This is a genomic window from Ruminococcus sp., assembly GCF_024684275.1.
The window spans coordinates 46,650-68,458 of record NZ_JAIKXF010000053.1 but is presented as its reverse complement, the minus strand read 5'-3'; the positions used below and the strand labels follow the sequence as shown (position 1 = coordinate 68,458).

Below are 21,809 nucleotides of genomic sequence, written 5' to 3'. Positions count from 1 at the left end.
TATGTTATTAAGAAGACTTGAATTGAGAGATGCTCCGTTGATGCTTGAATGGATGCACGATAAGCGTGTGGTTGAAAATCTTAAAGCGGATTTCGCTTCAAAGACTCTGTCTGACTGTGAGGATTTTATCAGAGCAAGCTGGGAAGATAAGCGCAACATACATCTTGCAATTGTTTCGGATACAGATGAGTACATGGGAACAGTCAGCCTTAAATATATCGAAAATGAAACGGCTGAATTTGCTATTACAGTCAGAGCTGAAGCCATGCGCAAAGGATACGCGTGGTACGGCATGGAAACCATAATAGAAAAGGCATTTGATGAATATGGTCTTGAAAGCGTTTATTGGTGTGTATCGAGAGCTAATGAGCGTGCTGTAAGATTTTATGATAAGCACAACTTCCACGAGGCTCTTGATATTCCCGCACACGTATTGGTCAGATATTCGGGCATGGATAACCTGAAATGGTATTCGGTTCTTAAAGGCGATGATTTTACGACCCGAGATGCAGTTGCAGGCTGTAAGGTGATACATATTAAGACAATTCCTACGGTGAATGCAGGAGAGCTTTCCTTCTTTGAGACTACACACGATATCCCGTTTGATATCAAGAGAATATACTATATCTCAAAAGTGCCTGAAGGAGTTAGAAGAGGTTTTCATGCTCATAAAGAGTTAAAACAACTGTTGTTCTGTCCCTATGGAAGGATACAATTGATCCTTGAAAATACAAACGGTCGTGAAGAAATAGAGCTGTTCGACCCGTCTATCGGTGTAATTATAGATCAGCCGACCTGGAGAGAGATGCTGTGGCTGCAAAAGGATTCTGTACTGTGTGTTGCGGCTTCTGATTTCTATACGGTCGAAGATTATATCAGAGATTACGATGAATTCTTGAAATTTATAAAGAAATGAGAATTATAATAATTCGAGAGACCGTGTTTGACTATATAGATCCATAAGCTTAGACAAAAAAGAGGCTCGCTGCTCATAGGAGCAGGAGCCTCGGCGGCTTATGATTTTGCATAAAAAAGAAGCGCTTACCATTGGTAAACGCTTCCTTGGTGCGAGTAATGGGACTTGAACCCATACGTCCTTCGACACACGCCCCTCAAACGTGCCTGTCTGCCTATTCCAGCACACTCGCATTGCTGTCTCTCGACTGCTTTAATATTATACCAGATAAAAAAAGTTTTGTCAACCCTTTTTTAAAAAAAATCCAAAAAAATTTTTTTGCATGAAAAACAGGCAGGAATAGATTTGTTAATATAAAAAATAAAATATGTTCCTCTTGACTTTTTTTCGCAGTTGCTGTATAATATTATCTGTTGATGCTGATGTGGCACAGTCGGTAGCGCAACGCCTTGGTAAGGCGTAGGTCGTCGGTTCAAGTCCGATCATCAGCTCCAGCGGGGAGCCCCCGCAGGCAAGTTCGCGTCTCGGTAAATCCGGGGCGCGAATTTTTTCCGCGCATGAAGTAGTATCAATATTGTAACACATACACAGTGGGGAGCCCCCACAGGCATATTCGCGTCTTGGTAAATCCGGGGCGCGATTTTTATTTCGCGCATGAAGCCGTTGACAAATCGGATAAAGGTGCTATAATATCTATATACAATATAACTAAGGGAGGCTCTTTATGATAAAGAGGATTATTGCTACATTACTTTCAGTCACTATGGTTTTCGGCACTTCTCTGTGTGCCAATGCCGCAGATACTGACGCAAACAAAGCCGCAGCTAACATCGCAGTAAAGCTTGGCGACGCAAACAGTGACGGCGCAATAAACGCTGTTGACGCATCTATCACACTTTCAAACTACGCAAGGTACGCTACATCTAAGGACAAGCCCACCGAATTCGAGCTTGCAACTCAGGACGTAAACGGCGACGGATCTGTAAACGCTGTTGACGCCTCGACTATACTTAGCTATTATGCATACACATCTGTGGGAGGAAAGCTAAATTTCCCCGAATACCTAAAGGACCCGAACGCTGATCCCAAAGACAGCACAACAACAACAACAACAACTACTACCACTGCTGCAAAGACTACAACAACCACATCTATTTCTGTTACAACAACTTCTGCCACTACAGCTAAGCTTGTTTCTTCCACAACTACAACCACCTCTGCTGTAACAACAACTACCACAAAGGTTACAACTACTACGGCTAAGCCTGTATCCACAACAACTACCTCAAAAGCAACAACTACGACCAGCGCCACAAGCACAACAACAGTAACATCGACAACTACATCACCTGTAAGCACTACTACAATTATTAACCCCAAGGAATATGATTGGGAAAAAGATAATTTGTCTTTTATGACCAATGCACTCCTCGAAGAAATTGTTACTGATGATAACAAGATTGATATCAGTGGTTTTTTCAATAAAGCAGACATAAAACCAGATACAGATATTAAAATCAAAGACACAGATATAGCTCTTGTAGATCGTATAAACCCAGTCATTTTTGTAATAAGCGATAACACATTAACAATTTATCCGCCAGGCACTAAAAAAGAAGTTGTTACGATTGACTATACTGCAAATACAACAACTTTTGTTCCTTATTGTTTCAAGGACTTCAATGGCAATAAAGTGAAAGATTCTATTATGGACATATCCACATTTGAATTAATTATGGAATTAGATTCAGAATGTGAATTAAATCCAGCAGGTTTTTCAGATTATTTAAAAAGCAAAAACGGCAAATTTTCAGAGATTGATAAAGGATTCTATTACGTACGTTACTATGATAATAATAGCATACGTACTTGTGCGGTTGTGACTCCTGATTCTTATTCAAAATATTTTGTTGAATGTGAAATTGACGAGATGATACTTAGCTATCCAGTAAAAACAACTGTGCCATGTCTACTTGATACAACATATCTGTATATCGAAGATGCTATGGTTTATCCATCGCTGATTTCAGGCGTTGCTACTAACAAAGAGTTGAACTCTTTAATTAAAGCTTTCAAAATAGTTGATGAAACTGATGATAATGGCAAGATTCATCATATTCTTCGTCCTGTTGAAGAATTAGAAACCACCCCTGTATAATAACAAACAGCCATACAGCGGAAAGCTCCGCTGACATATCCGCGTCTCAGCAAAACGGGACGCGGATTTTTTGTGCTCAACTAAAGTTTTTCCGCCGTAATCATTGCTATTCGAGTAATTATGTGATACAATATCTTTATATGAAATTCATATGTATAAGGAGAATGAGATGGAATACAAATACAAAGCTTTTATAAGCTATCGACATATCGAGCCCGATATGCAGGCGGCAGAAAGGCTTCAAAAGCTCCTCGAAGCCTACAAGCCACCAAAGTCACTGGGCATAAAAAAGGAAAACTGGCGTATCTTCCGTGATGTTTCAGAGATCCAGTCCAGCAGCGACCTCAGCGAGATAATCAAGAACGCTATAGAGTCGTCGGAATACCTGATAGTTATCTGTTCACCGCAGTACACCGAATCCAAATGGTGCTTACAGGAGCTCACCCGTTTCCGCGAGCTCCACGACAACAAAAACACCAACATCATTACCCTGCTGGTAAACGGCGATCCGAGAGAGTCATTCCCAAAGGAGCTGACCTACGCCGAGGTCACCACCACCAACGAAAAGGGTGAGGAGGTAACGGTAAAGGTAGATGTTGAGCCCCTTGCCGCAAATATTGTTTCAGACAACATCAAGGACTCGATGAAGAAGCTGAATACCGAGTATCTCCGTATAGCCGCTCCCCTGCTGGGCTGTGATTTCAACGACCTGTTCCAGCGTGAAAAGCGCCGTGAGGCTGCAAGAAGAAGACGTATCTTCGGCGGAGTTTCAGGCATACTCTCGCTTATTTCCATTATCAGCATAGCTTCGGCAGTCACCATAAACGGCAAAAACAAGCAGATACAGAAGCAGAATGACCAGATAAAGGAACAGAACGCCGAGATAGAAAACAAGAACAGCGAGCTCCTTGTTGAGAACGCAGGTCACCTTGCTGTTGAGTCTGAGAACCTGTTCAAGGAGAGCAGTCTTATCCCTGCCGTAAAGAAGGCTGTAGAGGCTCTGCCCTCTGAGGGAGAAGAAAAGCCCGTGCTCCCCGAGGCGGAGTATGCCCTCTCACGCGAGCTTGGTATGTTCAAGCACACACAGACAGTCCCTCAGCTGTCATTGAAGCATGAATGTGCAGTTGAACAGCTTTCATTCATGGGCGGAGGAAAGTCCGTAGTATCACAGGACGCTACAGGAGTATACTTCTGGGACGCTGAAACAGGCAAGCTTATTAAGAAGCTGTCCGTCACAGACAGCGAGTTCGCCTCAGAAGCAGGAAGCTCCAACGAGCTGACAGCTTATTTCGACATTGATACGGATAAAACAGGAACTTATTTCAACAATACAAGCGCACCCAGCAGTGTTACCTACGAAAACAGCTCTGTTTTCAATAAAATATACACCTGTTTCGTACACGCTGTTGACAAGGACGAGCCCGGCACAGGCGGAGATGTATACATCACAAACTCCGACAAAACCTTATGGCGCATTGACGGCGCTACAGGTGAGATAAAGTGGAAAGCTCCAAAGTCAGAGAAGGCTTACTTTTACAAAAGTGTCATTGTGGACGAGAAATACGTTCTGCGTATGTTCAATGACAAGCGTGAGCTTGTGAGCGGCAAGGCTATAATGGGTGACAACATCTTCCTTGAGATAATCGACCGCGAAACAGGCAAGGAAGTTGACACCGTAAAGCTTGACTTCAATAACAAAGCCGCAAGTCTGTACTTGGACTTCGAGATAAAGGCAGTCCGTGACGGAGTCGTTTATGCTGCCTTTGACTCAGGTATTCTGGCAGCTTACGAGATAAAGGACCACGCTCTAAAGCTCAGAAACAGTATTGAGCTGAATTACCCCGTTGCGGCAGGCATAAACACCAATTACCTGCAATTCATCAATAACGAGCCTGTCATTGCAGCCTGCAGCGTAATGGCTTTCACCCTGACCACCGACATCTCACGCTGCGACAAGGATATGAAGGAGAAAAAGTGGACAGCTTCCCTCCCCGTCAACTATCAGAACAATGGCAAGATGTTCCTTATGTCTGCCGACACCACAGGCTATGAACATGACGTACTTGCCGTCACCACAAACCGCACCCTTTCCTTTGTGGACTATGAAAACGGAAAGCTCATAAAACACCTCCCTATAGACGGCGAAATGGTAGACGTATCCTTCAGTCAGAGCGGACTTGTTATGTTCACTCTTGCCAGCGGCGAGGAATACACAGTAAGCCTGAAAAGCTTCACAACGGGCAAGGATTCCGACCAGGCAGCATACAGAGTCCAGACCATGACCACAAAGGTATCCCTTTGCAGCTACAGTCTCGGCAGGTATGTCACCGCAGAGAATTACTCAAATACTGCCTATATCCAGTACCCCAAGACAAACTCGTCCTTCACAGATATTGACACAGGCGAATTTATGTATAACCGCAATATCCTTGCAGTATCCGATGACGGCTCAAAGGCTGCTGTTGTCTCTACATACTACCCAAACGGCGAGTACAAAACGGACAGCAAGCTCACAAACCACCTGTTCATCTATGATACAGCGTCAGGCTCACTTACAGAAGTGACCGACCTTGAAGGCAGCAGGATAAACTCTGCCGCATTTATCGGCAATGACAAGTTCGTCGTGAATACAAACATCAAGGACGCCAATGAGGACTCCACCATGCTAATAAACGTGGCTGACGGAAAAGCTTCAGAAATAAAGGACGCACCACAGGCTAAGCGCAGAAATAATGACCTTATCCCGACAGAGGGCGGCGCTTATTACTTGGCAGATATGGGCAAAAATATTGTGTTCATCTCCGCTGACGGCGGCTTCAGGTCATGGGCACAGAAAGATGAGGATTCTATACTCGCAGACAAGGCAATAGTCAACGAGATGTACGCCGTTTCGGGCAGCAAGGCTGCTATGCTGGCTGAACTCAGCAATGACGAGGGCAAGACTGCTCTGATCGTTCACGATTTCTCAGTGGGTCAGCACATAGAGCTCAAATTCAACGCAGACAGTGATACTGCTCCCGAGGTACAGCGTATCTTCTGGCAGGGCGCCGACACTGTGGGAGTGCTTTTCAGTGACCGCACAGTCGGTCTTTTTGACGCCACAAAGGGTGTGCGTAAGGCAACTGTTTCCCTTAACGGCACAAGTCAGGAGCCTGTTTCCGTCGTTCCTGTCAGCGATGATAAATTTGCTGTGCTCTGCCGCGATTCCCACCTTTACGAGATGAACGCAGAGGGCTTTACAGGAAGAAGCTGCCGGCTTGATTTTGCAAGTGACTATGACAATAATATCTATGAATCCGATAGCTCATCTGCTGCTTTGCTTGAAACAAAGCCCTCAGCAGACGCAGGCAGAGTTTACGCAGTATGGGACAAGTCCCACGCATGGCTGCTTGATACCTCACGCTTCAATGTGCGCTACAGGATAGACGATTTTTCCGCAGCATCAAAGTCAGGCGACAAGGTTTTCATAAGCGATGAAAACAAAAACAAGACAGGCTTCTTCCCTGTTTATACCACAAAGCAGCTTCTCGGCGCCGCAAGAGATTACCTTTCGGCTCTGGGCGAGGCATGAAAGGACTGACAAATGAGCAACAATAAAAGTCGTAAGAATACTACGCGGATGATATTTCTGCTGGCAGTGCTTTCATTCCTGATAGCCACTGCACAGGGTATCATATACTACAAGAATTACGATTCCTTCTTCAAGGTGCTTCTGGTACTGCAAAACAGTATCAACGCATTCGGCTTCAAGGCTTCGGTAACTATCAAGGACACCGTCGCCTTTATGAAGGATAATCCCTCGGTGCTCAACAAAGGTATCGGCTATGCATACTGTATCGCAGTATTCACCGCTCCCTACTGTACTATTTCTTTCATATATAAATTCTTAGAGCGCCTGCTCAGATTCATAATATTCTTCCGCAGAGACAAGAACTGCCGCCATATAGTAATTTTCGGCTATAACAGTGACATTAAGTCAATGCTGAAAAACAACAGGTCTGACCCGAAAAAGACCTGTATACACATAGTTACCAACGAGTCTGTCGACAACGAGGAGATATACCGTCTCAACAAGGCAGGCTATGTCGTTCATTACGCAGATGTGCTCAAGGCGGCAGACTCCGAGCTGCGGACTCTCCTTGCAAAGACACGTATCGACATCGCCACCAATATCATACTCTTCGAGACCTCGTCAATACGGAACTTCTCACTTTTACAGCTCTTCCGTCTCAACGAAAAGGACTCCGAGGATAGGATAAAGCTGGCACAGGGAGCTAAGGTATCATGCAGGTGTGAGGAGGAGGGCATAGGCAGACTTATCGCCGAGTACTATAACAGCGCCGCAGGCACTGACGCATACTTTGACCTTGAGCTTGTGGGACTTCCCGAGATGCAGATACACAAGATGTACTCAGACCACCCTATCCACTCGGTATATCTCGGCACAGACACTCCCCTGAAGGACTGGACAGCACATCTTCTGGTAGCAGGCTTCGGTCAGCTTGGACAGCAGGCTGTATTGCAGGCAATGAATCTGGGAGTAGTCCACGAGAGCAACCGCATAATCATCGACGTTTTTGACAGCAATATCAAGGCAAAAAAGGCAGTGTTCCTCAATCAGCTCAGCCACGATACCTTTGAAATTACCGACAGCAGCGTTATACTGAAAAGCAGCGCCGCTGACGGGCTTCTGGAGATAAACTTCCACGAGCTGAACATCTCACATCTCAGCTTCTATGACACCATACGCAGCAAGCTCGACGCCGAGCCCTACACATACGCAGTCATAGCCCTTGAAAACATCGACCTCTCGGTACACTGCGCTATACAGCTTGAGGAGCTCTTTGACGAACGCGGATTAAAGCTGCCCATACTCATGAGAATGGACACCGACAGGCGCCTTGCAGGCTATATCTCCGCAGAAAACAGCACTCTTGCCGACGTAAGCCTTATCGACGACAGAAGCATCGTCATAACCCTCGACATGATAATCAACCGCGAGATAGACCGGCTTGCCAAGAACTACAACCACTTCTACAACAATATCAAGCTCATTACCGCCGATGAAACAGGCACTGCCGACAACGCTGAGGCGGACCCCGAGCAGGAATGGAACAGGCTGCGGCTTTTCCGCCGCTCATCAAGCAAGGCTGCCGCATATCACGACGAGGTGAAAAACGATATAATCCCGAAGCTTGCCGCAGAAAACGGCACAGAGCTCTCTGAAAAGCTGGAGGAGCTCATCGGCAGTAATGGCTCACTTATGAAGTACACAGGCTCAGCATGGCAGATGAACGGCAGTGAGGAGGAGGTCCTTGAAAAACTGAAACAGGACAGCTTCGCCTACAGCCTCGCTTCCTTAGAGCACCGCCGCTGGTGCTGCTATATGGCTTCTATCGGCTGGCGCTCGGGAGAACGCAGTGACAGGTTCCGCAGAAATCCCTGCCTTGTGCCTCAGAAGGAGCTCATGGAAACAAATCCCGAAATGTGCAAGTACGACCTTATGTCGCTTATGGCAAGATACAAAGCCCGTAATTAGCTATGCTAATTCGGGCTTTAGCCTTTAGCCTGTAGGGAACGCCGCCCTCGGCGTTCCGTCAAAAAATATACACCTGCCATTAAGGGACGCCCTCTCTTGCAGGGCCCCCTAATCGGGTCCGTCCCCTCTGTCCTTCGGACATCTCCCCATCTTATGGGGAGTCACTCTGCCAAAGGAACACAGTCCCTTTGGAATCCCATTCATAGGCTCAACAAATTTAACTGTTAACACAACTCCGCAAGTTATGCGTTGACATTTGCGCCGATATGGGGTAAAATGAAATCAGACCGATAGCTGACGGCTATCCAACAGAAAGGACTGAGTTTATGAAGATATTCAAGCGCTTATCCGCTTTTACTGCGGCGGCAGTAACTGCCGTGTCTGCTTCAGCGGCGGCTCTGCCTGCATTTGCAAAAACTACTCCTGACGTTGTGGACTATGAGGAGACCGAGAACAACTGGGCTAAACTCTTGCAGTACACCCTCTACTTCTATGACGCTAATATGTGCGGTACGGGAGTTTCCGAAAACAACCGCCTTTCATGGCGCGGAGACTGCCACGTTTACGACGCAAAGGTACCCATGCACTCAATTGATGACAACCACTCGGGAACCAATCTCCCCGAGGCATTCATGACCAAGTACAAGGACATACTCGACCCCGACGGTGACGGCTTCATTGATGTTTCGGGCGGCTTCCACGACGCAGGCGACCACGTAAAGTTCGGACTTCCCGAGGCTTATGCGGCTTCTGTTGTGTCATGGGGCTACTATGAGTTTCGCGACGCCTACAAGGAAACAGGTCAGGACGCTCATGCAGAGACTATATGCCGCTATTTCTGCGACTACTTCATGAAGAGCACCTTCCGCGACGAAAACGGCGATGTCCTCGCATTCTGCTATCAGGTTGGCGACGGAAGCGTTGACCACGAGTACTGGCAGTCCCCTGAGATAGACGCTATGGGACGTCCTGCTTTCTTTGCAACCTCTGAGCTCCCCACCACAGATGACGTATCTGAGAGTGCGGCGGCTCTTGCTATCAACTACTACAACTTCAAGGACACCGATCCCGAGTACGCTGAAAAGTGTCTCGACTACGCAAAGGCACTTTTCGACTTTGCCAACAAGAATGAGAAAAAAGTGGGCGCAGGCGGCGACGGTCCTATGAGCTTCTACACATCAAGCAAGTGGGAGGACGACTTCTGCTTTGCCGCAGGCTGGCTATATCTTATAACAAAGGACCACGATTACCTCGAAGCCTGTGAAAAATACATCGACTACTACGCTCCTCCCGGATATGTCCTCTGCTGGAACGATATGTGGAACGGCGTGGGACTCATATTCGGACGCATACAGGACATCTATCCCGAGGTATGTGAGGAGACCCGCGTGGCTATCGGCAGAGGTCAGTATGAGGTTCTTGACTTCTGGGAAATGGAAGCTAAAGCCCTCAATACCGTTATGAACAAAAAGCTCACTCCCGCAGGCTATTTCCACCTTGATACATGGGGAAGCGCAAGATACAATACCGCGGTGCAGTTCACGGCTCTGGTATACGACAAGTACAACAAGGGCAAGGACAAATACAACGAAAAAAACCCCGACTATACCTTCTCAGACTGGGCTCTGGGACAGATGGAATACATCATCGGCGATAACCCTCTGGGCAGGAGCTATGTTGTAGGCTACGGCGAAAATTCCGTAAAATATCCTCACCACCGTGCGGCTTCGGGACTTACTATGGCTGAGGATCCTGCCGAGCACAAGCACGTTCTCTACGGCGCTCTTGCAGGCGGTCCTGACGAAAATGACGAGCATAACGACGTCACAAAGGACTGGGTATACAACGAGGTGACTATAGACTACAATGCAGCTATAGTCGGTGCGGCAGCAGGACTTTACCTCTACAAGGGAGACAAGACCATGAAGCCCGAGGAAAACTTCCCTCCTGCCGAGAAGGTAGACGATACACAGCTCTTCTCAGGCGATGATTTCTGGGTATCGGGCTATTGCTCAGAGGCTCCAGAGGCTACAGGCTCAGGCGTTACAAAGCTGACATTCTTCGTGAATACGGATTGCTTAGAGCCCCATACAGACCTGTCAGTGCGCTATTATTTCAGCATAGAGGAATTCGAGAACAAGGCTATCCCGGGAAGCTTTGTACTGCAAAAGACCTACGACCAGGTAGAGACTGAGGTTACTGACAAATCCGCTGTGCTGTCACAGCCAAAGCAGTACAAGGACGATATATACTACATCGAGGTATCATGGCCTGACTATGCAGTTGCCAACTCCAACAAGAAGTATCAGCTCATTATCGGAAACTACTTCGGTGAGAAGTGGGATTCCTCCAACGACTGGAGCCGAAAGGGCATGATAGACCTTGACGAGCTGGGCGAGGACTATGACAACATCGTAAGCGGTGTAGAACTGGCAAAACGCTGTGACAACGTGTGTGTTTACGCAGACGGCAAGCTTGTAGGCGGTACAGAGCCCGACGGCACAAAGCCTGCTAAGGTATACAAGGTGGCACAGCTTGTAAGACTCCGCAAGATGATACTTGGCGTATCTCCGTTCAGCAGCAAGGAAGCCGCAGAACAGTTCGACTTCAACGGCGACAAGAACGTAGACCTGTACGACGAGATACTGCTTAGAAAGCTCCTTATCAAGCAGGGCTGATATAACGAAAAAACATAACATTACGAAGAAAGGCTCCCATTGGGAGCCTTTCTTCTTTCTCTGTTTTCTTTTCTATATTTATCATGTTTTCTTTCAGTCTGCAACGGTCTGAGGAATTGCAAAACATACAAGTTCCTCGTCGATGTTCATGAACTTCATATAGTTCTTCATCTGTTCAATGACCTTTTCCTGCTCTTTGATATCAAATGTGCCCAGATATACATAAACCTGCTTGTCACCCTGACTGATTGATGTAATCATGGAAACAGGGAGCTTGTGCTCTGTCTCATAGGCAATCAGAAGAGCGTTTACGTCGTTAAGGTCGGTTATCTTTTTCTCGCCGAGAGGGAGCTTCACGCTTTTCAGCGACTTTGCAAGCTTCATAAGCTCTGCTTCTGATCCGAAACATCTTACCTTGCAGTAATGTCCGTCGTCTAAAGCGAAAATCACGCTGATATCGTTCTGACCGTCCTTGCTGCTGTCGAAGATAAAGTATTTATCGTCGATGACCTTTGTTACATTAAAGCCAAAGCGGTTCTTTATATAATCAGACATAGACTGACCTGCGTAATCCTTGCCTCTGTTGAAGTAGTATAACTGATAGTTCATGTCATATGCCTTTACATGATAGAGAATGCCTATATCCTCAAAATTCGCATAAGGACCGAGCCAGACAGGCGGATTTACATAGTCGTCGCGGAGCTTTACTGCGTCATCGCCTGTGACTTCGGCAAAGCGATAGATAAAACCGTCCTTTTTGAAGCTCTCGAACATCTGCTTCATGGTCTCGTGGGCGTTTACATTGTAGTCGTTAAGGTCATAGCTTCTGATAAGCTTTATTGCTTCGTCTGTTGTATTAACGCCTACAGATTGTGCTAAAGGAGTTAAAGGCTCGCTGTCATCATCGAGACCGAGAAGCTTCATCTGTATCTTCTGAGCATCGCCAACTGTGAGACCGTTGCCGTCAAGGTCTGCGTTTTCCTTGCCCTGTGCTGTGAGATGTACCTTTGCAGTACCATTTTCACCGTATTTATTCGGATTTGCAAGAGACTGCATAATGAGAACTACATCTGACATATCCATCTGACCGTCGCAGTTAGCGTCGCCCTTCTCTTTGCTGACTTCAACGATATCTATGTTCACATAGCCTGTGAACGCACAGCCATTTGTCCAGCAGCCAAACATTGCCTCGCCTGCTTTGAGAGCCGTTACCTTAAAAGTATCGCTTCCATCGGTATACTCAACTGAAATATTGTCTGTTCTTGCTTCTACCCAGCCGCCTTCATTCTTCTTTGTCTCGGGATTGTAGAAGCGTCCCTCTCTTGTCTCGCCTGCTGTCATAGGAGACTTGTCAAACTCTACTGTAGGCCAAAAATCATATATCACAGTAGTCGTAGAGGTAGATGTTGTAGTCGCAGTGGTAAGATATGTGGTCTGAGAATTTGCCTGTTTAGTTGTTGTAGTTGTGGGGCTGTCTCCGTTTTCATCAACTACTTTGAATTCAACGCTGCCCATAAATGCGCAACCCTTTGCACCAAAGTTGATATGCGCACGTCCGGGTTCAAGAGCTGTTACCTTAAAGGTGTCGCCGCCCTCTGTATACTCGACCTTTACCGTCTCAAAAACAGCATAAACAGAGCCGCCGTCAGTCTTTTTTGTCTCGGGATTGTAGAATTTTCCCTCACGTACTTCGCCCACTTTCATAGGAGATGTGTCAAACTCTACTGTAGGCATAAAATCATATATCACAGAAGTAGTCACTGTCTGAGTTGTGGTAACAGTAGTTGTCGGCACAGTCCATACAGCTGTGGAAGTAGTTACATCGGCGGGCGCGTCTGATACTGTGACATAAGCCTTTACAGTAACGTCTCTGTCCTTGTAGGTGATAGTCGCTTTTCCCGGTTTAAGACCTGTTGCCGCAAGACCGCTCTCGTCAAGTGAGATAACGTCCTCGTTATCAACTGTCCATGATTCGGGACGGGCAGTGCCGCAGTAAGCGATGTATGTCTTGTTGCCTACAGCAACATTGTAATCCTTCCACATAAGCGAAAAGTACTCGTTATTAGCTTTTGTTGTTGTGGTGGTAGTAGTTATTGTAGGATCATACATGGTAGTTGTCATAAGAACGCCGTTGCTGAACGCCATGTATGTAAAGCTGTTTCTGTCAATATGGTTTGCCGAAGCAAATTTAAGAAGCTCGATATAGTCGTCCTCGTTCATATCGAACTCTATTACTACAGTATCCGAATACTCGGGATATTTGTCAGGTGCTGCGCACGTTATGTTCAGACCTTCCTCCTCAATGAATTTATTAAACATCTCACGGATCAGAGAAAGATCGGTTATTTCCGCCTCATCTGATATAGCCGCAGAAGGCGCCATGTCCTCCGCAACAACATAGTTCGGCGTGAATGCCATAGATGTCATACCCATTGTCAGCGCAGTGATGAACGTCAGTATTCTCCTTTTATTCATAGTAATACCTCCCTTTTGAATAAAGAATGGCAGCTTGCTGTGCAGAACCTTTTTTTGGGGAGCAAATTGCCTGATTATTTACTGTTCACTTATTAGACGTTTGAGAAATGGAAAACTCTCACACTTTTTCAAAAAATTTTTTGAGAGCACAAAAAAGGCTGTACCCAATTGGTACAGCCCTGATGTTTTATGCTATCCTTATGCAGTTTCTGCCGCTGGACTTAGCCTCATACAGCGCATTATCCATACGTCTGTAGGCTTTCTCAAAGTCATCTGATGGATTAAGCACCGTAACACCGATACTGCAGGTGATATTTCCGACAACTTCAAATTCCTCTGAAGCAACCTTCTGACGGACTTCCTCTGCTATCCTTGCAGCTTTTGAACGGTCTGCCCCGTAGCATACAGCCACGAATTCTTCACCGCCCCAGCGTCCGACTACTCCATTACAATTATCAAAGTAAGTTTTAAGTATATCAGCGAAATGCCTGAGAGTAATATCACCGACAGAATGACCGTGATTATCGTTTACGTGCTTGAAGAAGTCAATATCCATTATCATCATAGAGACAACCTCGCCTTTTTTTACCTGATTTATAAAAGCGTTTGTTATCTCTGTTTCCATTCTGCCGTGATTGAATATCTTTGTAAGAGCATCTTTATAAGCAAGAGCTTCAGATTTATCCAGTGCTTCTCTGAGAGCCTTAGTCGCATCATTGATATCCTGAACCATGTATATAAAACGATAGTCCTCGGGATTGCTGGTACGCACACGGCTGAATATGAGCTTTACCCATATCTCTTTTCCCTCAAGGTTCATCATAAGGCAGTCTAATGATTCTGTAGCTCCGGGAGCAATTGTATTTTTTAGATTTTCAGGATCGGACAATTCGAGGAATTTACCCGTAAACTTTGAATTAATAGCATTTACTATCATCATTCGCCACTGAGTATACTTCAGTTCCTGATTCACTACATCATCTGACAATTCAGTAACACTGATACTGTTGATAGTATCCTTTGCTATATCTATATACATAGAGAACAGATAAGTATTCTGGAAAGATTTGACCTTCTGAGTAGTCAGAGTATCGTCTACAGACTGGCTTTGATCAAGCTCGTCAAGTATAAACAGATATGTTTCTTTTTCCTTTAACGGATAAACAGTCACCTGTATGTCTTTAGATACATCGTTAATGACGACCTCTACCTTTCTTGAGTAAATTCCTGAAAACAAGCCTGATGTCTTAACAAACCCCTTATATTCACTGACCACAGTGTCAGAGGAATTGCTTAAATGATACCAGAGCTTCTCAATAAGGTCATGGTACTTGCCTGTATCCTCTAATACAGCGTTGAAAATACCCTTTTTATGAACAGATCTATAGGAATCAGCGTTACTGTCGGCAACGACAATAGCTCCGACATTATCTTTGAAATAGGCGATAGCATCGTCTAATGTCATATCATTGATATTGAATTTTTCCATAATAAGTCCCCCTAATAATGTTTTTTGATGAAGCAATACAAGCTTCTGAGCAAATAAAAATAATAAAGTGGTGATATTCAGACAGCTTTTTCACAGCTGTTAACATATATTGTACATAATAAATAATAACACATTTTTATCTAAAAAATGAGAACAAATTATGAACGAGCCCCAAAAGCAGGTTCAATTTGTAGCTTTGAACAATGAAGAGCATAGTTCTTTGGAAAATTTGACAAAAAAGCTTCCCTGCAAAATACAGGGAAGCTCATAATTTGCCGTTAATTATTCAAATTCGTATTCACCGTCGTAATTCTTCTTGAATTCCTCGAAAACCTTGCCGAGAAGCTCGTCATCGTCAACAGAAACAAAGTCATCTTCATCCGGAGTCTCTCCAGGGATGACCTCAAGAATGACTACCTCGTCGTCCTCGTCGTCGAATGGCAGAAGAACTGCGTAAAGGTGGTAGCTGTACTCAACATTGCCGATTATCTCAAATGAGACCTCGTTGCCGTCGTCATCTGTGAGGGTGATATAGTTCTCTATTTCGTCTTCCTCCTCAAGCTCGTCGAGTTCTTTTTCGTTCATATCGCTCATGGCTTAACCTCCGCAATAGTATTTTACTATATTCTATCATAAATACTGAGAAATTGCAATAGTCTGCGCTAATTTTTCACCACAAGGACCGTTTTTATGCCATATGCACGGAACAGGTCTATGCACTCACTGTCGATCAACTCACCGCTGACGGCTATGGGTATTGCAGGCGGACATGGTACCTTGACCGACGCACAGATACGTCCCTCAGCTTCCTCAACAGGAATTTCCTCAGACTCTGCAAAGGCGGCTTCACAAATGGCTAAAGCCATTTGCGGGAGCTTCGGCTGAAAGCTAAAGGGCTCAATACATACGGGAGAAGCTCCCGATGCCGCGCTTTCCAGCGCGGCTTGAAGCCGCCTGTAGTCCTCCTCAGCCGAAAAAGGTGACATAAGAAGTATAACCAGCTCATCATCGGCATACTCACATTCCACGCCCTCTTTTCTAAGAAGCTCCGCTAATTCGCTGCCGCAGAAGCCGCTTTCAGCGGCTTCGACCGTAATATGAAATGGTTCGGAATCCGCAAATACATAAATCCCTGAGAGTGCGGAGCGAAGCTCCGCAAGCCGCGGCATCGCCGCGGCAATGTCGTCCCTGATACTCTCTGAGATATAGCGGTTGCACAGGTCAAGAGATGCCATAATAAGATATGACGGACTTGTTGAGCCAAAAAGGCTCGTCGCCTGCTTGAGTCTCGGGACATACTCCTCACATGAGGTATGCAGTATCGCTGCTCCCGTAAGAGCAGGCAGCATTTTATGTGCAGAATCGCAGCAAAGATCAGCTCCCAGAGCTATAGGGTGCTGATTCTTCTCCATAAACGCCAGATGTGCGCCATGGGCATTATCCACAAGGAGCTTCGCTCCATAGCTGTGGCATAGCCGAGCCAGTGCGGCGGTATCCGCCAGCCTGCCCGTGTAATCAGGTGAGGTCACATAAACACAGGCTGGCGTGTGGTCGGCGGCTAATGCCGCCGCCACGTCGGCGAGCTGAAGCTCGCCCGACAGGATACCGCCGCTGTATCTGGGCATTATCCACTGGACGTCCAGACGAAGCAAAGCCGCCGCATTGAGAAAAGCGCGGTGAACGTTCCTGACCGCTATTACGCGGCGGCGCTCCTGCTTCATAAGAGCCAGCATAGCCTGTATGCAGAGTGTTGAACCTCCTGCTGAAAACACAGAAGCCTTGCTGCCGTATAGTCTCGAAGTATTGTGCTCGCTCTGAGCGATTATTCCGTCAGCCTCAAAAAGGCTGTCCGCCCCATTTATCTCGGTGATGTCAAGTGCAAACAGCTCACCAAGCTCTGCATCGGTATTCCCTTTGTGACCGGGCATATGAGCTCTGAGCGTACCCGAAGCAGCGTAGCTTCGCAAAAAATCATATATAGGAGTATCCATAATGCCTCCTCAGATGTAATATTTAAGTATACTGTAAATTTTAGTTTTGGCGCGTGACATAGACGCATAGACCGCCTGCTGGGACACACCAAGCCTTTCGCTTATAGCTGCCACATCAGCGTCCTTAAAATAGTATAGCATAATTATCTCTTTTTGTCTCGGTGTCAGCTCATTATTAATAACTTTTAACAGAATACTGCGGAGCCTTGACGCACTTTCGTCCTTTTTTCCGCGGCTGAGGATTCGCTTAATGCCAATATCCTCTCTGCCCTTCATTTTGTCTGAATACCTTATATCAATATTTCTCAACGCTCTCACGCCTCCTGTTGTACGAAGTGAGATGAGAAATTATCGCCTGCATTTCGCCGTGCTCCTCATAGAGCAGCTGAATGCGGCGGTCAAGGTCCAGCTCTGAGACTCTGCGGATATCCCCCCTTTTAAGCAGAGCCCTCCTGAGTGTGGAAAGCTCGGTTATGCGCTGTTTTACCATATCACGGCTGTTGGTGTAGTTTTTGATGAGTTGTGTCATGATTTGCCCCCTTATTAATAAAAAAGAAGCACGAGTAGCTTGTCGCTGCACCCTTGATAAGATAGCTTTGAGAACTAACGTTCCATTCCTTGTAATCATATTATAGAACATCTGTTCTGATTTGTCAAGAGCTTTTTTCAAAAAAATTATTATTCGACACTTTTCGACATAAAACAGCATGAAAAAGAGGCGAACCATGTTCGCCCCTACGTTTCATTCTTCATTCTCTATTTTTAATTCTTCATTTTCTACGTCTGAAATGACCTGCTGGGATTCCTCGTCAGCATATTCGATATTCTCGGGTACTGCCTCCTCAGCCATTGCCGCTGCGGCAGCAGCCTCAAGGTCCTCGCGTATTCCGTCCGAGCAGGCGCCCAGCTTCGGCATATTGATGATACCCGAGCAGGTAACATCGTCGCCGCTGCCCTTTTTCGTCATAGCAGGCAGAAATTCCGCCAGCTGTGTCACTCCGTCCTCTAAGCCGTTTTCAACTATAGTAAGGGCAAGACCGCGGAAGAAGCCGAAAAGCTGCTCCTCATTCCAGTATGAGTTCTCAACACCGTCAGTGCAAAGAAACACAGCCGCAGGCATAAGTCCCTTTGGAAGATAGAAAAATCTTGCCGAAAGTGCTGCGTCGTCCTGACACATGGACGTGGTAACGTTCTCATAGCACCGCGGATCATCGGGTATAGGCGCACATACATTGCTGTCGCCGTCGATGACTACGCATTTTCCGTCACCTATCTGAGCACCAAAGGCATAGTCCTCGGTGACTACCGCAAACAGAAGCGTCGTTCCATAAGCGCCGATATACTCACCGCTCTCATAGCGCTTTATATATGAAGCAAACTTCTCCGGGATACGGCTGTACTCCTCCTCGGTAAAGGGCTCGTTTTTAAAGTCCTGCTCTGTCTTGTCATGCCAGCGCGCGATGATACTGCGCCAGAGCTGATTGAAAAGCTCCTCTCGCTGTCTCTCATCGGCAAGTACCTCGGCGGCATTTCCGACACTGTCAAGGAACTCTGCAACGCACTCTGCCGCGCACTCAACAGCAAATCTTGAGCCTCTCTCCGTGCGGAGATAGCATGGACTGCCGTGACCGTCAGCCGCCGCCGCAAATGAGTAGCTCTCATGGTCTTCGGAAAGAGAGCTGTCCTGACATACTATGTCTTTGCTGAGATGTGAGGCGCCGACGATCGTCTGAGCAAAGGAAATTATTTTTTCCATAGCCTCACCTTACCAGTCTGCTTCGTCCCAATCGGCGGTATTGGCGTCGCTGAGAGCCTCTGATGTCTGAGTCTGAACGTCCTCAGCAAGCTTCTTTGATATTTCAACAGGATCAGTGTCGCTGTCAACAGTACTTGAATGGCTTGCAAATACGCTGGTGATAACGCTTGCCTTTTCTATCATAAGGCGGAGCTGATCCTTATTCTTTACATCGAGAACCGTTTCCGAGCTTCCCGAAAAACGTGCAAGAACGTCCTTATCTGCATCATCGCCGATAGCGAACGCTATCTTGATAGAGCGCTTGTACCAGTTATTCTTTTTAAGAGCGTCAAGTCCGCTCTCCCAGTTATCTGTAGGACCGCCGTCACTGAAAAGGAGTATTACAGGCGGATATGCGCCGGCGGCAGTCTGTAAGAACTCATTTCGTGAGAGCTTTTTGTCAAGCTCCTTGCAGGCAGCTCCAAAATCGGTGACACCGCAGGCTTCAAAGGTCTTGAAGCGGTATCCCTCGGGAGAAACAGGCTCGGGAGTTACCCATGAAGCACCTGTAGAAAACTCCAGAACGGCAATTTTGATCTCTGCATCATCACTTTCATCGCTTATTTCCTGTAATGTCTGCATAACCTCTTCAAGAGCTGATTCTACTTGTCCTATTTTACTGCCCTGCATACTTCCCGAAGTATCAATGACATAGAAAAGTGTCATGACCTTTCTGACAGCAGGAGCGTAATCATCTAAACCTGGCATGATATTTACCTCCGTCCTATTCTTTATTAAGTACATAATAAACTAAATGTATTATAGCATAAAAGTACAGACAGGTCAAGTATATATAGGGCAGGTATGTATTTTATCCTCGTTCTCACAATTGTTCACACAAATTTAACATTTAATATCGTGACATCAACACATATATAATGTATAATAAATGTAAACTCAGTAACTGCCTTCAGGCGGTTACTGCCCCGAACACAGTTCGGTGAGCGCAAATTAATAAAGACATGATATATGATTGGAGGGCTTGCCGTTTTTCGGCTTACTATGAATAAAAACGACATAAAAAAATATATCTTTATCGCAGTTCTGGCTGTCGCCGTCTGCGTAATAACCCAGAATTTCCATGTACTTGCAAACCTGATATCTTTAGTGCTTGGCGCTTTAAAGCCACTTGTTATGGGCTTTATGATAGCCTATATCTTCAACATCATCATGAATTACTTTGAAAAGCACTACTTCCCGAAAAGCACATCTAAGGCTGTTACAGTAACGCGGAGACCTGTTTGTCTGCTGTGTTCATTTGCCATTGCCATTGCGATGGTGATCCTTGTCATGTATATAATCGTTCCCGAAATAGCCTCTGCTTTCGGAGTTCTCTACGCCGAGATACCGCCTGCCTTTACATCTGCTAAGGATTTCGTAATGGGCAAGCTCAATGAATACCCAGAGATACAGGAACAGATAAGCACCGTCGAATTCGATTGGGCAAATATTGCTGAAAAGGGTTCAAAGCTCCTGACATCGGGGCTCGCAGGCATACTCAGCTCCGCACTGGGCATAATAGGAGGGCTTACCTCTGCTGTTACGAACATCGTGCTGGGACTGATATTCGCAGTCTACCTTCTCCTCCGCAAGGATAAGCTCTTCCGCGACGGCAACCGTATCAGAAAGGCGTATTTCAGCGATGAATTCAACAAAAAAAGCTCTCATATCTTCCATACAGCCAACGAGACCTTCCAGAGCTTCTTTGTTGGACAGTTCGTGGAAGCTATAATCCTCGGCTCGCTGTGCTTCATCGGCATGAAGATATTGAAGCTCCCCTTCGCCGCAATGTCGGGAACTCTTGTGGGCGTAACCGCATTTATCCCTATCGTGGGTGCATTCATCGGTGCAGGCATAAGCGCATTCATTATCCTGACGGAAAGCCCGATGCAGGCGCTGATATTCCTCATATTCCTTATCATACTACAGCAGATAGAGGGAAATATCATCTACCCAAAGGTAGTGGGCGGCTCTGTTGGACTGCCGAGTATATGGACTCTTGCGGCTGTTACTCTCGGCGGCGGACTTTTCGGTATCTTCGGTATGATACTGGGCGTACCGCTGGCGGCTACGCTGTATAAGCTAAGCTTCCATGTCCTTGAAGCTAAGGAATCCGAGCTGGGGATAGCTTCTCCCGATGACAAGAAGCAGGTTAAGCTGCCCAAGCCAAAGAAACCGCAGAAGCCTAAAAAAGTGAGTAGAAAGTAGTAAGTAGTGATTAGTTTGTAGGGGCGGATATTATCCGCCGTAAAAAAGGAAACAACATGGAAGGATACAAAAATATCACCGAAGAAGAACTTAAAAAGCTCTTCGGCAAAACGATAACAGAGATAGAAACGCTTTACAACAGCGGAAAGATAAGCTGTATTTATCATATGCTCGGCAAGTGGTATATCTCCGAGCCAATTCCGTCTGCGTCAAGGCTTATACACGAAAGTCCTGACTGCCGCGGCGAGACCTTTGACAAATTCACCCTTGATGACGGCAGAACCGTAAAAAACAGAGTGTGGGTATTCGACACGGGAGCAAGAGTCGTTAAGGAAACAATCATCAGCGGTGAAACCGCTTTCTAATTGCTAATTACTTGTGGGACGTCGAGGACGCCGTCCCCTACTTAGCTCTTAGTTCTTAGCTCTTAGTTCTAAGTTCTATCTAATGCACAAATAAGCCAAACAAGTTCACACATTTTTGATACTCATCATTTCGGCATGAGCCGAATGTTCCAATTCTCCGCAAAAAATAATACGCCGCCTCAGGGGACGGCTGAT

General features: G+C 46.1%; 15 protein-coding genes and 2 tRNA genes. 8 read left to right on the top strand and 9 right to left on the bottom strand.

Annotation, left to right across the window (positions count from 1 at the left end):
• Nucleotide 1 precedes the first annotated feature (1 nt).
• The gene (locus K5677_RS05780; protein WP_072952345.1) at nt 2-916 is read left to right on the top strand and encodes a GNAT family N-acetyltransferase; all 915 of its coding nucleotides are present in this window, start codon (nt 2-4) and stop codon (nt 914-916) included.
• A gap of 147 nt (nt 917-1,063) precedes the next feature.
• Here the strand turns inward: K5677_RS05780 and K5677_RS05775 are convergent.
• Nucleotides 1,064-1,148 (bottom strand) — tRNA-Leu (locus K5677_RS05775).
• 186 nt (nt 1,149-1,334) lie between these two features.
• Here K5677_RS05775 and K5677_RS05770 point away from each other — a divergent pair.
• The 5 genes from K5677_RS05770 (at nt 1,335) to K5677_RS05750 (ending at nt 11,291) form a co-directional block, all read left to right on the top strand.
• Nucleotides 1,335-1,410, top strand: a tRNA-Thr gene (locus K5677_RS05770).
• 230 nt (nt 1,411-1,640) lie between these two features.
• Complete coding sequence (locus tag K5677_RS05765) at nt 1,641-3,074, top strand: dockerin type I domain-containing protein (protein ID WP_296725738.1); 1,434 nt, start codon at nt 1,641-1,643, stop codon at nt 3,072-3,074.
• A 169-nt stretch (nt 3,075-3,243) separates the two neighbouring features.
• A complete protein-coding gene (locus tag K5677_RS05760; protein WP_296725736.1) occupies nt 3,244-6,645 on the top strand; it encodes a TIR domain-containing protein in 3,402 nt (1,133 codons plus the stop codon).
• A gap of 12 nt (nt 6,646-6,657) precedes the next feature.
• Complete coding sequence (locus tag K5677_RS05755) at nt 6,658-8,613, top strand: hypothetical protein (RefSeq protein WP_296725733.1); 1,956 nt, start codon at nt 6,658-6,660, stop codon at nt 8,611-8,613.
• Between the two features lie 326 nt (nt 8,614-8,939).
• Nucleotides 8,940-11,291, top strand: a complete 2,352-nt coding sequence (locus tag K5677_RS05750; RefSeq protein WP_296725731.1) for a glycoside hydrolase family 9 protein — start codon at nt 8,940-8,942, stop codon at nt 11,289-11,291.
• Nucleotides 11,292-11,384: 93 nt separating this feature from the next.
• On the opposite strand, the gene K5677_RS14450 is transcribed toward K5677_RS05750, so the two are convergent.
• From K5677_RS14450 to K5677_RS05710, 8 genes are all read right to left on the bottom strand, one after another.
• A complete protein-coding gene (locus K5677_RS14450) occupies nt 11,385-13,766 on the bottom strand; it encodes a hypothetical protein (protein ID WP_366849003.1) in 2,382 nt (793 codons plus the stop codon).
• Between the two features lie 187 nt (nt 13,767-13,953).
• Nucleotides 13,954-15,255 (bottom strand): GGDEF domain-containing protein, encoded by a 1,302-nt coding sequence (locus K5677_RS05740; protein ID WP_296725730.1) that lies wholly within the window; start codon nt 15,253-15,255, stop codon nt 13,954-13,956.
• Between the two features lie 282 nt (nt 15,256-15,537).
• Entirely contained in the window at nt 15,538-15,849 is a 312-nt protein-coding gene (locus K5677_RS05735) for a DUF1292 domain-containing protein (protein WP_296725727.1), read from the bottom strand.
• A 68-nt stretch (nt 15,850-15,917) separates the two neighbouring features.
• Nucleotides 15,918-17,246, bottom strand: a complete 1,329-nt coding sequence (locus K5677_RS05730; RefSeq protein WP_296725722.1) for an aminotransferase class V-fold PLP-dependent enzyme — start codon at nt 17,244-17,246, stop codon at nt 15,918-15,920.
• 9 nt (nt 17,247-17,255) lie between these two features.
• On the bottom strand, nt 17,256-17,555 hold the full coding sequence (locus K5677_RS05725) for a sigma-70 region 4 domain-containing protein (protein ID WP_296725721.1): 300 nt from the start codon (nt 17,553-17,555) through the stop codon (nt 17,256-17,258).
• On the bottom strand, nt 17,542-17,775 hold the full coding sequence (locus K5677_RS05720; RefSeq protein WP_296725719.1) for a hypothetical protein: 234 nt from the start codon (nt 17,773-17,775) through the stop codon (nt 17,542-17,544). The genes K5677_RS05725 and K5677_RS05720 overlap by 14 nt, the downstream gene beginning before the upstream one ends.
• Before the next feature lie 213 nt (nt 17,776-17,988).
• Nucleotides 17,989-19,002 (bottom strand): PP2C family serine/threonine-protein phosphatase, encoded by a 1,014-nt coding sequence (locus K5677_RS05715; RefSeq protein ID WP_296725716.1) that lies wholly within the window; start codon nt 19,000-19,002, stop codon nt 17,989-17,991.
• A 9-nt stretch (nt 19,003-19,011) separates the two neighbouring features.
• Entirely contained in the window at nt 19,012-19,749 is a 738-nt protein-coding gene (locus K5677_RS05710; RefSeq protein WP_296725713.1) for a VWA domain-containing protein, read from the bottom strand.
• 294 nt (nt 19,750-20,043) lie between these two features.
• Between K5677_RS05710 and K5677_RS05705 the strand changes: the two genes are divergently transcribed.
• Together K5677_RS05705 and K5677_RS05700 are read left to right on the top strand one after the other, a co-directional pair.
• Nucleotides 20,044-21,249, top strand: coding sequence for an AI-2E family transporter (locus K5677_RS05705; RefSeq protein WP_296725712.1), 1,206 nt, complete (start codon nt 20,044-20,046; stop codon nt 21,247-21,249).
• Nucleotides 21,250-21,305: 56 nt separating this feature from the next.
• Nucleotides 21,306-21,614 (top strand): hypothetical protein, encoded by a 309-nt coding sequence (locus tag K5677_RS05700; RefSeq protein ID WP_296725710.1) that lies wholly within the window; start codon nt 21,306-21,308, stop codon nt 21,612-21,614.
• The last annotated feature ends 195 nt before the right edge of the window (nt 21,615-21,809 follow it).

Bases quoted from the DNA above. Each gene is read 5' to 3' on its own strand.
- K5677_RS05765 (WP_296725738.1), top strand. From the start codon at position 1,641: ATGATAAAGAGGATTATTGCTACATTACTTTCAGTCACTATGGTTTTC.
- K5677_RS05720 (WP_296725719.1), bottom strand. From the start codon at position 17,775: ATGACACAACTCATCAAAAACTACACCAACAGCCGTGATATGGTAAAA.
- K5677_RS05750 (WP_296725731.1), top strand. From the start codon at position 8,940: ATGAAGATATTCAAGCGCTTATCCGCTTTTACTGCGGCGGCAGTAACT.
- K5677_RS05705 (WP_296725712.1), top strand. From the start codon at position 20,044: ATGAATAAAAACGACATAAAAAAATATATCTTTATCGCAGTTCTGGCT.
- K5677_RS05710 (WP_296725713.1), bottom strand. From the start codon at position 19,749: ATGCCAGGTTTAGATGATTACGCTCCTGCTGTCAGAAAGGTCATGACA.
- K5677_RS05730 (WP_296725722.1), bottom strand. From the start codon at position 17,246: ATGGATACTCCTATATATGATTTTTTGCGAAGCTACGCTGCTTCGGGT.
- K5677_RS05760 (WP_296725736.1), top strand. From the start codon at position 3,244: ATGGAATACAAATACAAAGCTTTTATAAGCTATCGACATATCGAGCCC.
- K5677_RS05700 (WP_296725710.1), top strand. From the start codon at position 21,306: ATGGAAGGATACAAAAATATCACCGAAGAAGAACTTAAAAAGCTCTTC.
- K5677_RS05715 (WP_296725716.1), bottom strand. From the start codon at position 19,002: ATGGAAAAAATAATTTCCTTTGCTCAGACGATCGTCGGCGCCTCACAT.
- K5677_RS05755 (WP_296725733.1), top strand. From the start codon at position 6,658: ATGAGCAACAATAAAAGTCGTAAGAATACTACGCGGATGATATTTCTG.
- K5677_RS14450 (WP_366849003.1), bottom strand. From the start codon at position 13,766: ATGAATAAAAGGAGAATACTGACGTTCATCACTGCGCTGACAATGGGT.
- K5677_RS05740 (WP_296725730.1), bottom strand. From the start codon at position 15,255: ATGGAAAAATTCAATATCAATGATATGACATTAGACGATGCTATCGCC.
- K5677_RS05780 (WP_072952345.1), top strand. From the start codon at position 2: ATGTTATTAAGAAGACTTGAATTGAGAGATGCTCCGTTGATGCTTGAA.
- K5677_RS05735 (WP_296725727.1), bottom strand. From the start codon at position 15,849: ATGAGCGATATGAACGAAAAAGAACTCGACGAGCTTGAGGAGGAAGAC.